Origin of the sequence: Collinsella sp. AF20-14LB (assembly GCF_003459505.1) — a bacterium.
In the GTDB taxonomy this organism is placed as follows: domain Bacteria; phylum Actinomycetota; class Coriobacteriia; order Coriobacteriales; family Coriobacteriaceae; genus Collinsella.
In genome coordinates this window covers 360-13538 of sequence record NZ_QRWD01000012.1, presented here as the reverse complement: position 1 = coordinate 13538, position 13179 = coordinate 360, and the positions used below count along the sequence as shown (strand labels likewise).

The following is a 13179-nucleotide window of genomic DNA, read 5'->3' as shown; positions in this document are numbered from 1 at the left end:
AAAGGAGGAATCGTGGGAGTTATCGGTTACGGTCTCGGTGTTATCGGCGCTGGTCTTGCTATCGGCCTGTCTGCTCTGGGTGCTACGGGTGCTATGGCCCGTCAGCCTGAGGTCCAAGGCCGCGTGTTCACCGTCTTCATCATGGGCTCCGCCTTCGGCGAGGCTCTGGCTCTGATCGGCTTCGTTGTCGCGCTGATCGTTAAATAGCACGGAGCGTCAAGTATGAATCTTTCATCCCAGAAGAGCGCGATCGCACTCTCCGCGTCCGCGGCCGCGCTGCTCATGCCGGTTTCCGCGTTCGCCGAGGACGGCGCTGCCGGTGCGGACATCCTCATCCCTAAGATGGCGGAGTTCATCCCGGCGCTTATCGCCTTCCTGATTATCTGGATCGTGCTGGCCAAGGTCGCCCTGCCGGGCATCATGAAAACCATGGAGGAGCGCGGCAAGAAGATCGAGGAGAGCCTCGACGAGGCCGAGAAGACCAAGCAGGAGGCTATCGCCAAGCGCGCTGAGTCCGACTCGATCGTCACCGACGCCCGTCGTCAGGCTGCCGACATCGTTCTCGAGGCCCGTAAGGACGCCGAGTCCGAGCGCGCCCGTATCATCGAGGCTGCTCACAAGGAGGCAGAGGAGATCATCGCCAAGGCCCATACGACTGTCGAGGACGAGCGCAAGTCCATCTACGCCGGTGCCGCGAGCTCCATCGCCGACCTGTCCGTTGCCGTCGCCACCAAGATCGTGGGCGAGGCACTCGAGGACGAGGCCGAGCAGAAGAAGCTCATCGAGCGCTACATCCAGGAAGCAGGTAGCCTGAATGCCGACTAGCCGCTATCAGGACAAGGTGCTCGAGACCTATGCGCGCTCCCTTCTGGAAGCCGCCAAGGCCGAGAACCATGTGTTCGAGGACCTCGAGATGATCGAGCGCTTGGCTTCTGCCAGCCCCGAGATCATCGCCGTGCTCGACACCATGTCCAAGCGCGATCAGCTCGACCTTCTTCCCAAGGTGGCAGCTGCCTTTAAGTATGTTGCCGAGGAAGACGAGGATGTAGTGGGCGTGACCGTCACCACGGCGATCCCGCTCGACGACGAGCTGCGTCAAACCATCACTAAGAAATGCGAGCAGGATTTCTGCCGCAAGGTATTCCTTATCGAGCAGGTCGACCCGTCTATCGTGGGCGGCCTGGTGCTCGAGGCCCGCGGCGAGCGTCGTGACATTTCCGTCAAGACGCAGCTGCGCATCGCGCAGGAGACCCTCGCAAACTCTGCTAATTCGTACGGAGGTGAAGCCTAATGTCCGAAACCCTCAATGCCCAGGATATCGCCAAGAAACTGCAGGAGCAGCTCACGAGTCTCTCCGCGACGGTCGATACGCATGAGGTTTCAACGGTCGACGAGGTAGGCGACGGCATCGCGCGCGTCTCCGGCCTCAAGAGCGCCATGGCAGGCGAGCTTCTGGAGTTCAAGAGCTCCGATACCGGTGAGACCGTCTTCGGCCTTGCCCAGAACCTTGACCGTGACGAGGTCGGCGCCGTTCTGTTTGGTGCCGTCGACTCCATCAAGGAAGGCGACGAGTGCCGCACCACTGGCCGCATTATGGATATCCCTGTGAGCCGTGCTATGCTTGGCCGCGTCGTCAATCCGCTCGGCCAGCCCATCGATGGCCTGGGCGACATCGTCGCCACGCACCGTCGCCCCATCGAGTTCAAGGCCCCCGGCGTCATCGACCGTACCCCGGTGTGCGAGCCGGTTCAGACCGGTCTGCTCGCTATCGACTCTATGGTGCCTATTGGCCGCGGTCAGCGTGAGCTCATCATCGGCGACCGTAAGACCGGTAAGACCGCCATCGCAATCGACGCTATCCTCAATCAGCGCGGCAAGGGCATGGTCTGCATCTATGTCGCCATCGGCCAGAAGGCCTCCACGGTTGCCAACATCCGCGAGACCCTCGCTCAGCACGGTGCGCTCGACTACACCATCATCGTTTCGGCCACCGCTGCCGATTCCGCCCCTATGCAGTACATCGCGCCTATGGCCGGTGCCGCTATCGGCGAATTCTTTATGTACAACGGCGAGGATGGTAAGCCCGCCAGCGAGACCAACCCCGGCGGTCACGTGCTCGTCATCTACGACGACCTGTCTAAGCAGGCTGTGGCCTACCGTCAGATGTCGCTGACGCTGCATCGTCCGCCCGGACGCGAGGCCTATCCTGGCGATATCTTCTACCTGCACTCTCGTCTGCTCGAGCGCGCCGTCAAGATGTCCAAGAAGAACGGCTACGGCTCCATGACGGCACTGCCGATCATCGAGACCCAGGACGGCGATGTCTCGGCCTACATTCCGACCAACGTCATTTCCATTACCGATGGTCAGATCTACCTGCAGTCCGAGCTCTTCTTCCAGGGTCAGCGCCCGGCAGTCGACGTGGGCATTTCCGTGTCCCGCGTTGGTGGCGACGCGCAGACCAAGGCCATGAAGCAGGTCGCCGGCAACCTCCGTCTAGACCTCGCTTCGTATCAGGAGCTCGCCGGCTTTACGCAGTTCGGCTCCGACCTTGACGAGGCTACTCAGAAGCAGCTGACCCATGGTGCCCGCATGACCGAGCTCCTGAAGCAGCCGCGTTATAAACCATTTGAGGTTGGCGAGCAGATCGTTGCGCTGTTCGCTGGCAACGAGGGCTTCCTGGACGACCTGGAGATCGCCGACGTGCTGCCTTTCCGTGCCGAGCTCATCGAGTACATGGACAATGGCTTTGGCTTGCTGCTCGACAAGGTTCGCGCCAAGAAGATCGATGATGACACCAAGGCTGAGCTCTTGCGCGTCATCGGCGACTTTAAGCAGCAGTTCATGGCCAAGCACCATTCGGATGTTTCTGGATCAGAGGAGAACTAAGCCCTATGGCCAACCTTCGCGACATTAAGAAGCGAATCTCCTCGGTTACCACGACCAAGCAGATCACGCGCACGATGGAGATGGTCTCTACGGCCAAGATCCGTCGTGCCCTCGATCGCTCCAAGCAGGCCGAGCCCTATAAGGAGGCGCTGACCGACGTCATGTTGACGGTCGCCGGCGACGCCTCCTGTTCGGGCACCGATCCCATGCTGCAGAAGCATGAGAACGTCAAGCATGGCCTGATTGTCGTCATTGCCTCGGACCGCGGCCTTGCCGGCGGTTTCAATACGACGGTGGAGCGTACGGCCGAAAAGCTCGCCGCTTCTTGGGCGAACGACGGCATCGAGTGCGAGATCATCGCGTGCGGGCGCAAGCCGGCCACGTATTTTCGCGACCGCGCAAACGTCATCATGCACTTTGAGGGCAACTCCTCTGAGCCCGATTTCAATCAGGCCCGCATGATCTCCTCTCATATCTGCGATGCGTATCGTGCCGGTGAGCTTGACCGTGTCGAGCTTGTCTACCACCACGCAAAGAACCGCGTGGATCAGGAGCTTCGCGTCGAGCATCTGTTGCCGCTCGACCCCGAGATGATCGCTATGGCCCACGGTCCGCGTAAGAACGAGACCGACGCCCCTAAGCGCATCTCGTCCACGTTCGAGTTCGTGCCCTCTCCCGAGCATGTTCTCGGCAAGCTTGTACCGTCGTATATCCTGACGGTCATCTACCAGGCCCTGATCGATTCGGCGGCTGCCGAGCAGGGTGCACGCCGCAAGGCCATGCACTCCGCGACGGAAAACGCCACCGCGATCATCTCGACCCTTACTCGCACGTATAGTCGCGTGCGCCAGGCTTCGATCACGACCGAGATTAACGAGATCGTCGGCGGAGCCTCAGCATTGGAGGAACAGTAATGGCTAATAACACCGTAAAGCTTGCGGTCGAGGAAGCCACCAAGAAGACGACTGCCGGTGATGGTCGCATCGTGCGTATCATCGGCCCTGTCGTCGACGTCAAGTTTGACGGCGCGGTGCCCCCGATCTACAACGCGCTCACGGTCGAGGCCGAGACCCCGATCGGTCATCTGAGCACGATCCTCGAGGTCGAGAGTCAGCTTCCGGGCGGCGTCGTCCGCACGGTCGCCATGTCCTCGACCGACGGCCTGCAGCGCGGCCTCATCGCCACCGATACCGGTGAGCCCATGAAGATGCCCGTTGGTCCCAAGACGCTCGGCCGCATTTGGAACGTCATGGGCAAGCCCGTCGACGGCAAGCCCATGCCCGAGGTGGAGGAGTTCTACCCCATCCACCATGCAGCGCCCCGCTTTGACGAGCTCACCACCAAGACCGAGATCTTCGAGACCGGCATCAAGGCCGTCGACCTGCTTGAGCCCTACATCCGTGGCGGCAAGACGGGCCTGTTCGGCGGCGCCGGCGTCGGCAAGACCGTTCTGATTCAGGAGCTCATCAACAACCTCGCCCAGGAGCACGGCGGCACCTCGGTGTTCACCGGCGTCGGCGAGCGTACCCGCGAGGGCACCGACCTGTTCCTCGAGATGAGCGAGTCTGGCGTTATCGACAAGACCTGCTTGGTCTATGGTCAGATGAACGAGCCGCCCGGAGCGCGTCTGCGCATCGGTCTGGCCGGCCTTACCACCGCTGAGTATTTCCGTGATCGTGGCCAGGACGTTCTGCTGTTCATCGACAACATCTTCCGCTTCTCCCAGGCAGGTTCCGAGGTTTCCGCACTGCTGGGCCGTATGCCGTCCGCCGTTGGTTACCAGCCCACGCTGGCAACCGAGATGGGCGACCTCCAGGAGCGCATTACCTCGACCAAGACGGGCTCAATTACCTCCGTCCAGGCTGTCTACGTCCCCGCAGACGACCTGACCGACCCGGCGCCTGCCACGACGTTTACGCACCTCGACGCCACCACGGTTCTTTCGCGTAGCATTTCGTCGCTCGGCCTGTTCCCGGCTATCGACCCGCTCGCGTCTTCCTCCGACGCTCTCGATCCCTCGATCGTCGGCGAGGAGCACTACCGTGTCGCCGTCAAGGTCCAGGAGCTCCTGCAGGAGTACTCCGACCTTCAGGACATCATCGCCATTCTGGGTATGGACGAGCTGTCCGAGGAGCAGCGCCTTACGGTCAACCGCGCTCGTAAGATTCAGCAGTTCCTCTCGCAGTCCTTCCACGTCGCCGAGAAGTTCACCGGCAATCCCGGTGTCTACGTCCGCGTCGAGGATACCGTCCGCTCCTTTGCCGAGATTGTCGACGGCAAGGCCGATGACCTGCCCGAGCAGGCTTTCCGCTATGCTTCCACGATTGAGGACGTGCGCGAGCGCGCCCGCAAGATGGGGGAGAAGTAGGTTATGCGTATCCGCATCGTGTGCCCCGTGAGCTGCGCCTATGAGGGCGACGCTGCGTTTGTGTCGATTCCGTCCACGGACGGCGAGTTTGGCGTTCTGCCTGCTCACTCCAGCGAGATCTGCACGATCGACCGCGGTTACGTTCGCGTTTCCGATAAGGCCATGGGCGCTGTCGACCACACGTTTGCCGTGGCCGGCGGCTATGCCCAGGTTGCGGACGATGTCGTGACCGTTCTCGCCGAGCGCGCTTGCGATCTGGCGACCGTCGATGCCGACAAGCTTAAAGCTGATATTCAAGGTTTTGAAGAGAAGCTGGGTAATTTGTCGGAGGATGATGCACGCCGCGCCTACCTCTATAATGAAATCGCATGGTGTAAGCTCAAGCTTGCCCAATAGTCAAACGATTTAACGTTCGACCATTTGCGAACACATCATGCCCGGGATGGCCCAGCCACCCCGGGCATGCTTTTTGAAAGGGTAGACCTTGGATATTATCCGCGTTGAGGGTGGCCATGCCATCGGAGGCTCCGTGCCCGTTTCGGGTGCCAAGAACTCCGCGCTCAAACTCATGGCGGCAACGCTTCTGGCGCCGGGCAAGACGACGCTGCAGAACGTGCCCGATATTTCCGATGTCCACGTGATGGGCAAGGTGCTCAAGGGCATGGGCGCTACGATCGATGTTCTCGACGAGCACACGCTCGAGATCGATACCTCTCAGGCCGATTCTTGGGAGGCCCCCTACGAGCTCGTTGCCAAGATGCGTGCTTCCACCGCCGTCATGGGACCCCTGCTGGGTCGCTTCCATCGCGCCAAGATCGCCATGCCGGGCGGCTGCAACCTGGGTGCTCGCAAGATCGATATGCACATTCTGGGTCTTGAGGCCCTGGGCGTAGAGTTTGATACCGCCCACGGCTACATCAACGCCAGCGCGCCTCAGGGCCTGCGCGGCACCACCGTCACGCTCGAGTTTGCCAGTGTCGGTGCGACCGAGAACCTCATCATGGCCTCTGTGTGCGCACAGGGCACCACGGTTATCGACAATGCCGCCCGCGAGCCCGAGATCGTCGATCTCGCCAACATGCTCAACGAAATGGGCGCCAAGATTGTCGGCGCCGGTACGCCTGTCGTGACCATCGAGGGCGTGGAAGAGCTCCATCCCGTTACCCATCGCGTGGTGGGCGACCGCATCGAGGCCGGTACCTTTATCGTCGCCGGTGCGCTGATGGCTGACGATCGCGGTGTCGACGTTACGGGTTTTTGCCCCATCCATCTGGGCATGGTGCTCAAGAAGATGGAGCTCATGGGCATCGATTGCGAGCGTACCGACGACGGCGTTCACGTGAATCGCGCCGAGCGCATCAAGCCGGTCGACATCCAGACGCTTCCGTTCCCCGGCTTCCCGACCGACATGCAGGCACAAATTATGGTGCTCTCCGCCCTCGCCGATGGCAGTTCCGTTATTACCGAGAACATCTTCGAGAATCGCTTTATGTTTGCCTCTGAGCTGGTGCGCATGGGTGCCGACATTCGTATCGAGAGCCATCATGCCATGATTCATGGCGTCAAGGGCTTCTCGGGTGCACAGGTCACCTCGCCCGACCTTCGTGGCGGCGCGGCGCTTGTGGTTGCCGGTCTTATCGCCGACGGCGTCACCGAGGTCTCTGCCATCCATCACATCAAACGTGGCTACGAGCAGTTTGTCGAAAAGCTGCAGGCGCTTGGCGCGCATGTCGAACATGCCACCGTCCCCGATCCCGTCATCTACTAATGCAGGTTGCCTATGTTTAACAAGAAGCCCCTGGCGGATAACACCCGAAGACCCTCGACTGGTGCGCAGGCCAAGATCTACAGCCGCGACAACGTCGCTCGCTATTCCGAGCGCGCCCGCCAGCGCCGTCGTAGCCACACGATTCGTCACGTCGCGCTCATTGTCGTGCTTGGCGTGCTGCTGAGTGCCACTACCGCTGCCGGCCTGTGGTTTGCCACCATTATGGGCAAGCTCGGCGATTCTAATGTCATTACCGACAATCTGCGTCGGGTTCTGGTTGACACCGATGAGGCAAAGGATCCGTTCTACGTGCTGCTTCTTGGCACCGACGGCCGTCCGGGCGAGGATACGTATCGTGCCGACTCGATTATCTTGGCACGCATCGACCCCACGCAAAAGCAGGCGACGCTCATTTCCGTTCCGCGCGATACCAGGGTCGTGTACAAGGGCGAGACCATGAAGATCAACGCCTGCCATACCGTTGGCGGCGCCGAAGCCATGGTCGAGGCGGTCAACGAGCTGTGCGGTGTTCAGATTTCCCACTATGCCGAGGTCAGCTTCGACGGTATGCAGGCGCTGATTGATTCGGTTGGCGGTATCGACATTAACGCAACCGATGATGTTGACGACCCCGAGCACCTGGATATTAAGATTACCGCTGGTCAGCAGCATATGGACGGAGCTACCGCCCTTACCTATGCCCGCTGCCGCTACATCTATGCCGACGGCGATTACACGCGCATGCGCCACCAGCGTCAGGTGCTTGGCGCCCTTGCCAACCAGATTCTCAATAACTTCGATGCCACGAAGATCTTTGGCCTGGTTAATTCGCTGTCCGATATGCTCGTAACCGATATGAGCGTTCAGGATATCGTGTCTACGGTCAACGCCATGCGCGGTATGGACGTCGACGGTATCTACTCGGCCAACCTGCCCTCGTACGCCGACGACAGCACCATGATCGACGGTGTGAGCTACGTCTTTGTCTACGAGGACGAGCTCAAGGAAATGATGGAGCGTGTCGATGCCGGCAAGGATCCCAAGGGTCCCAACACCATGGGTCTTTCCGACGGTTCCAGCTCTACGATCGGCGACCTGAACAACAATACGTCTGACGACTACGCAAACGGTACCGCAACCTCATCGGTCAGCTCTGACGATTCCGATGACTCAAGCGATTCGAGCGATTCGGACTACTACGAAGAGCCCACCGGCGACGGTAACGGCTACGAAGCCAACTACTAAGTTACGGCGTTTTACCAAACGCCGTAACGGCTCGACGCTGCGCGCCGCCCAAGGCGACAATTTGTCATTCAAAAGGCAGGGCATGACCAGAAGGTCAATGCCCTGCCTTTTTCATGCCAACTTGTTCGCCTTGGACGTCGCTCGCTGACGTTGGCTCAACCTGCGATGTTGACCACTTCCCTTGTATCAAAAACCGCCCCGTTCTCTGTAGAGGACGGGGCGGTTCGTCTTTTGGGCTTATGCAGCCAGGCTTATGCGAAGCGGGCGACGAGCTCCTGCAAAACGTCGGTCATCTTGACGAGCGAACTGACCGGGACAAACTCGTTGACGCCGTGGTAGCAATAGCCGCCGGTGGAAAGGTTGGGGCAGGGCAGACCGCGGAACGACAGCTGCGCGCCGTCGGTGCCGCCGCGAATCGGCAGCACTTGGGGCTCAACGCCGCAGGCAAGGTAGGCTTCCTTGGCAACATCAATAAGCTCGGGATAGTCACGAACGATCTCGGCCATATTTCGATACTGCTGCTGAATCTCGACCGTCACGCGCTCCTCACCCAGGCGCTGGTTGAGCATCGAGGCGGCTGCATCAATAAGGTCGAGTTTCTGCTGGAACTTGGCGGCGTCATGGTCGCGGACGATATAGCGCGCTGTGGCGTGATCGACGGTTGCAGATACACCCTCAAGGTGATAAAAGCCCTCGTAGCCTTCCGTATACTCCGGGCGCTGCATGTAGGGGAGCAACGCGTTGAAGTCGCAGAACAGATTGCCTGCGTTGACCATACGGCCCTTGGCGTCGCCCGGGTGGATGGACTGGCCCTCAAAGCGGACGGTCGCCTCGGCGGCGTTAAAGCACTCCCACTCCAGCTCGCCGATGGGGCCACCGTCGACCGTGTAGGCGTACTTGCAGCCAAAGGTATCGATATCCAACAGCTCGGCTCCGTGGCCGATCTCCTCGTCAGGGCAGAAGCAAATGCCGAGTGCGGGATGGGGCAGAGAAGGGTCCTGAGCGATACGCGCGACAAGCGACATGATCTCGGCGACGCCCGCCTTGTCGTCCGCGCCCAGCAGCGTGGTGCCATCGCTGCAGACCAGGTCCTCACCCGCGAGGTTGTTCAGGGCGGGAAGCTTGGCGGTACTCATGGCAACGGGCTTACCGTCAACCGTGCCGCAGACCAGGTCGCCGCCTTCGTAGTGCACGATGTGCGGCTTCACGCCGGCGCCCGGTGCAACTTCGGTGGTGTCGAGATGGGCGATCAGGCCCAGGGCAGGCTTGTTCTCAGCGCCCACACTTGCGGGGATATGTGCGCAGACATAGGCGTGCTCGGTCACGTGGGCATCTTCCGCACCAAGCTCGCGCAGCTCTTCAGCCAGCACGTTGGCAAGGTCAAACTGAACGGCGCTCGAGGGTACCTGATCGCAGTTTGCATCCTCGGACTGCGTGTTGATCTGGACGTAGCGCAAAAAGCGCTCGAGGACATCGGGGTTCGTGGTGATGTTTTCCATAAAGACCGCTCCAATCTTGGTCGTCGTGTGCAACAAGAACTCTAGCACGGTATGCCACGGCATACCGCGACGCTTGGATGGGGTAGAATCAGCCAATGAATGCAGAAGGGACGGAAGATCATGGATACGACAAATAGCTCGCGCGAACTACATCTGACGGTGGCGAACGAAGACTACTTGGAGTGCATGGTTCGCATTGAAAGCGAAGAGGGGGAAACCAACGGCGTGCGATCGGTCGACATCGCGCAGCGCCTTGGCGTCTCCAAGGCATCGGTCAATAAAGCGGTTTCGGCGCTCAAAGCATCCGAACTTGTCGAGCAATCGCACTACGGCAAGGTAGTCCTGACCGATCGCGGCCGCGAGGTTGGTACGGCTATCTGGTACCGTCATCGCCTCATCCGCACGTTTTTGGTTCAGGAGCTCGGTGTCGAATTTGAGCGAGCCGATTCCGAGGCCTGCATGATGGAGCATGCGCTTTCCGAGGACACGATGAACCGCTGGCTCGCCTATCTCGAAAAGCAGGGAATCAGCGTCGAGGAATAGCGGGATATATATGGATACGAGTTATTACAACCGCTTTGGTGCCGAGGAACTTACGCGCCGCTTGTCGAGCGAGACCTTGTTGGCGCAGGGCCCCATGGGCAGTGTTCTGTTGAGTGAGTACGATGCCGCCGACATTCCACCGGCGTTTTGGAATCTGGCAGAGCCGCAGACCGTTTCTCGTATTCATCGCTTGTATGTCGCCGCCGGCGCGCAGGTGCTCATTACCAACACCTTTCAGGCATCAAGCTATGCCCTCAAGCACGATCAGATTGCGCCGTCCGTGGCGGAGGTCAATCGCGGGGCCGTCGACGATGCCCGCCAGGCGCACCCTCAGCTGCTACTGGGCTCGATGGGCCCGATCGGTATCGAGTGGTTTGCCGAAGACTCTGTCGAGTATCGTGAAATCCGAGGCATTGCGCGCGAACAGGCGCACGCCTTGCTCAATGCTGGTGTTGACGGTCTGCTGATCGAGACGGTGACGTCTATCCGTAATTTGCAGCCCATGCTTGCCGGCGCCCGAGATGCCGCCGACGACATGCCTGTCCTGGTGAGTTTTGTCGTTGACGATAAAGGCGACCTGTTGGGCGATGGCCTCAACATCGAGGCAGCCGTTTTGTACGCCGAAAAACACGGCGCAAACTCGGTTGGTGTTAATTGCTGTTCGCTTGCGGCCGCGAACGCGGCGGTGCCCAAGATGGTTGCATCGGCGACTACTCCCGTCACGGTGCGTCCCAACGTGGGCGATCCGGTCCAGACTCAGGATGGCCCCGTATGGCACGAGAACCCCGAAGCTTTCGCGCGCGCATGCATCGAATGGAGACATGCCGGTGCCGCAATGGTGGGCAGTTGCTGTGGAACCACGGCAATCACTACGGCAGCGATGGCCGAGGCGCTCGATATATAAAGGGCAAAACCGCTCCATACGGGGCGGTTTTTTTACTGCTTGCATGTCCTCGGCAGCATTTGCCCAAATGGTGAATGCTGGTGCCGACAGGTTGCCGAGTGCGTGCTGCGGGTATACCTCATGCGTACCATGATCCAAACACTGTGAGGTGTCTGCGCGTGTGCGCGATAATTCATTTTGGAACTGACGGTTGGCGCGCCCGCGTCGACGACGACTTTACCGTCGACAACGTTGCCCGCATTGCCGATGCCGTCGGCGAGTTGTGGCAAAAGATCAATCCCGGCAAAACAGTATATATAGGGTTCGACACCCGGCCGCAGGCGCGCGAGTTTGCTGAGCTTGCGGCAGGCGTGCTTGCCGCTCACGGATTGGACGCAGTGCTCGCATCTCGGCCTGTTCCGACCCCCGCCCTTACGTGGGCGGCGGCGTATGACGGTGAGGCGTGCGGCGCGCTCATGGTGACGGGGTCCCATCATCCGCAGGGTTATCTGTGCCTCAAGATTCGCATGGGTGACGGCTCGACCGCCAACCAGGATGTCATCGAAGAGCTCGAAGAGACCATGGCTCCCGAGCCAATGGGGATCGAGGGGCAATATCGCACCGCGGATATCATTCCTGACTATATGCAGGCGGTGGCATCGTTTGTCGATGCCGAAGCCATCCGCGCCGCGCACCTGCGCGTGGTGGTTGATCCCATGGGCGGTGCAGCCCAGGGCTATCTAGCTGACTTGCTGCGCGAGCTTGGCGTTGAGGTGCACGAGATTCATGCCGGGCAGGCACCTGACCAAGAAGATATCTGCCCCGACCCCGTTGAGCCGTGGGTGGACGCTTGCGAGCGCACGGTTATCGAGGACGGAGCTTGCGCTGGCCTGGTGACCGACGGCGACGCCGACCGTATCGGCGCGGTTGACGAGCGCGGCAGATATATACATCCGCATCAGATCATGGCGCTCGTTTTGGGCGACTTGGTTCAATTTCGTAATTTGGAGGGGCGCGTCGTCGTCAATCTCTCATGCTCGACGCTCGTGCGTCGCATTGCCGAGGCGCTTGGCTGCCGCGTGACCGTCAAACCAGTCGGTTTCAAATATATAGCGGCCGAGATGAAGAAGGGCGGCGTCCTCATAGGCGGCGAAGAAGCCGGTGGTATCGGCATCGCCGCGCATATGCCCGAGCGCGATGGAATCCTCGCCTGTCTGATTCTGTGCGAGCTTATGGCAAAGACGAACGCGCCTTTGGGCGTTCTGGTCGACCAACTCGAGGACAGTTTTGGTAAGACGAGTTACGGTCGACGCGATTTGCGCCTTGAGGCCGAAGATGCCGAAACGTTACGAACCCTGCTGCCAGGCGTAAACCCCAAGTCGATTTGTGGCAAGGTGCCGCAAAACGTTAGTCATATGGATGGCTTGCGTTTGGCATTCGAGGATGACACGTGGCTGCTGGTCCGTCCTAGCGGGACCGAACCAGTGGTGCGCGTCTACGCCGAGGGGTTCTCGGTGGAAGAACGTGATGAGTTGCTCGATGCTGGCTGTGCTTTAGCTAGGGGGACGTATCCGCTTTAACCATGAGACTGCCTTATATAAAGAGATGCTCGGCGAGCGGTAGTTAACGGCTGGCAAACGTTAGTCGGATTCCAAACTGTGGAGGAAATGTGTACGCCCAGATTCCCGCCCCCGGGGCCCCTCCGGTCTGGCAATATATCTCCTTGCCGCGCGGCCCGGTCGGACCGGATCAGCCGCGCAGGCGTGCACCTTGAGAACCGGATACTGCGAGGATGGACACAACAGATGTGTCGCATCCGGGCAGACATCGAACCATTTGAAATGGTCTGACTTGGATTTGTTTTTCGCAAGGCCGCCGAGAGGCGGCCCCGAGAAATTCCTTTTCCTATCAAACAGAACCATATGAATCGAACGGAACCGATCAGCGTAAAAGTTGTGAGGACCGGACGGGCTCGAGGCCCATT

Annotated in this window: 13 protein-coding genes; 12 read left to right on the top strand and 1 reads right to left on the bottom strand. The window is 60.1% G+C overall.

Annotated features, from left to right (window positions below; all coding sequences use genetic code 11):
* The first annotated feature begins 12 nt into the window (after positions 1-12).
* The 9 genes from DWX63_RS07150 to DWX63_RS07110 all read left to right on the top strand — a co-directional run bounded on the left by DWX63_RS07150 (position 13) and on the right by DWX63_RS07110 (position 8270).
* Complete coding sequence (locus DWX63_RS07150; RefSeq protein ID WP_022094262.1) at positions 13-207, top strand: ATP synthase subunit C; 195 nt, start codon at positions 13-15, stop codon at positions 205-207.
* 15 nt (positions 208-222) lie between these two features.
* Entirely contained in the window at positions 223-825 is a 603-nt protein-coding gene (atpF, locus tag DWX63_RS07145; protein WP_117635548.1) for a F0F1 ATP synthase subunit B, read from the top strand.
* Complete coding sequence (locus tag DWX63_RS07140) at positions 815-1291, top strand: FoF1 ATP synthase subunit delta (protein ID WP_117843239.1); 477 nt, start codon at positions 815-817, stop codon at positions 1289-1291. Before atpF ends, DWX63_RS07140 begins: the two co-directional genes overlap by 11 nt.
* Positions 1291-2889, top strand: a complete 1599-nt coding sequence (gene atpA / locus DWX63_RS07135; protein ID WP_117843238.1) for a F0F1 ATP synthase subunit alpha — start codon at positions 1291-1293, stop codon at positions 2887-2889. Before DWX63_RS07140 ends, atpA begins: the two co-directional genes overlap by 1 nt.
* Positions 2890-2894: 5 nt before the next feature.
* The gene (gene atpG / locus DWX63_RS07130; RefSeq protein WP_117843237.1) at positions 2895-3803 is read left to right on the top strand and encodes an ATP synthase F1 subunit gamma; all 909 of its coding nucleotides are present in this window, start codon (positions 2895-2897) and stop codon (positions 3801-3803) included.
* Positions 3803-5257, top strand: a complete 1455-nt coding sequence (atpD, locus tag DWX63_RS07125; protein ID WP_006235717.1) for a F0F1 ATP synthase subunit beta — start codon at positions 3803-3805, stop codon at positions 5255-5257. Before atpG ends, atpD begins: the two co-directional genes overlap by 1 nt.
* 3 nt (positions 5258-5260) lie before the next feature.
* Positions 5261-5653, top strand: coding sequence for an ATP synthase F1 subunit epsilon (atpC, locus tag DWX63_RS07120; protein ID WP_117843236.1), 393 nt, complete (start codon positions 5261-5263; stop codon positions 5651-5653).
* 88 nt (positions 5654-5741) lie between these two features.
* Positions 5742-7025 carry a UDP-N-acetylglucosamine 1-carboxyvinyltransferase gene (gene murA, locus DWX63_RS07115; protein ID WP_117843235.1) on the top strand — a complete coding sequence of 428 codons (1284 nt, stop codon included), beginning with the start codon at positions 5742-5744 and terminating at the stop codon, positions 7023-7025.
* Positions 7026-7037: 12 nt separating this feature from the next.
* On the top strand, positions 7038-8270 hold the full coding sequence (locus DWX63_RS07110; RefSeq protein WP_117734919.1) for an LCP family protein: 1233 nt from the start codon (positions 7038-7040) through the stop codon (positions 8268-8270).
* A gap of 251 nt (positions 8271-8521) precedes the next feature.
* On the opposite strand, the gene pepT is transcribed toward DWX63_RS07110, so the two are convergent.
* The gene (gene pepT, locus DWX63_RS07105; protein WP_233514500.1) at positions 8522-9832 is read right to left on the bottom strand and encodes a peptidase T; all 1311 of its coding nucleotides are present in this window, start codon (positions 9830-9832) and stop codon (positions 8522-8524) included.
* A 57-nt stretch (positions 9833-9889) separates the two neighbouring features.
* Here pepT and DWX63_RS07100 point away from each other — a divergent pair, with 57 nt between their 5' ends.
* The 3 genes from DWX63_RS07100 (at position 9890) to DWX63_RS07090 (ending at position 12775) form a co-directional block, all read left to right on the top strand.
* Positions 9890-10312, top strand: a complete 423-nt coding sequence (locus DWX63_RS07100) for a metal-dependent transcriptional regulator (RefSeq protein ID WP_035138800.1) — start codon at positions 9890-9892, stop codon at positions 10310-10312.
* 10 nt (positions 10313-10322) lie between these two features.
* Positions 10323-11216, top strand: a complete 894-nt coding sequence (locus DWX63_RS07095; RefSeq protein WP_117843233.1) for a homocysteine S-methyltransferase family protein — start codon at positions 10323-10325, stop codon at positions 11214-11216.
* A 158-nt stretch (positions 11217-11374) separates the two neighbouring features.
* Positions 11375-12775, top strand: coding sequence for a phosphoglucomutase/phosphomannomutase family protein (locus DWX63_RS07090; protein ID WP_117843232.1), 1401 nt, complete (start codon positions 11375-11377; stop codon positions 12773-12775).
* Positions 12776-13179 lie beyond the last annotated feature (404 nt).

What these genes read in the sequence shown, in the direction of transcription:
- pepT (WP_233514500.1), bottom strand. Translation starts at nt 9,832, where the DNA reads ATGCCGTGGCATACCGTGCTAGAGTTCTTGTTGCACACGACGACCAAG.
- atpF (WP_117635548.1), top strand. Translation starts at nt 223, where the DNA reads ATGAATCTTTCATCCCAGAAGAGCGCGATCGCACTCTCCGCGTCCGCG.
- atpG (WP_117843237.1), top strand. Translation starts at nt 2,895, where the DNA reads ATGGCCAACCTTCGCGACATTAAGAAGCGAATCTCCTCGGTTACCACG.
- DWX63_RS07110 (WP_117734919.1), top strand. Translation starts at nt 7,038, where the DNA reads ATGTTTAACAAGAAGCCCCTGGCGGATAACACCCGAAGACCCTCGACT.
- DWX63_RS07140 (WP_117843239.1), top strand. Translation starts at nt 815, where the DNA reads ATGCCGACTAGCCGCTATCAGGACAAGGTGCTCGAGACCTATGCGCGC.
- DWX63_RS07095 (WP_117843233.1), top strand. Translation starts at nt 10,323, where the DNA reads ATGGATACGAGTTATTACAACCGCTTTGGTGCCGAGGAACTTACGCGC.
- atpA (WP_117843238.1), top strand. Translation starts at nt 1,291, where the DNA reads ATGTCCGAAACCCTCAATGCCCAGGATATCGCCAAGAAACTGCAGGAG.
- atpD (WP_006235717.1), top strand. Translation starts at nt 3,803, where the DNA reads ATGGCTAATAACACCGTAAAGCTTGCGGTCGAGGAAGCCACCAAGAAG.
- atpC (WP_117843236.1), top strand. Translation starts at nt 5,261, where the DNA reads ATGCGTATCCGCATCGTGTGCCCCGTGAGCTGCGCCTATGAGGGCGAC.
- DWX63_RS07100 (WP_035138800.1), top strand. Translation starts at nt 9,890, where the DNA reads ATGGATACGACAAATAGCTCGCGCGAACTACATCTGACGGTGGCGAAC.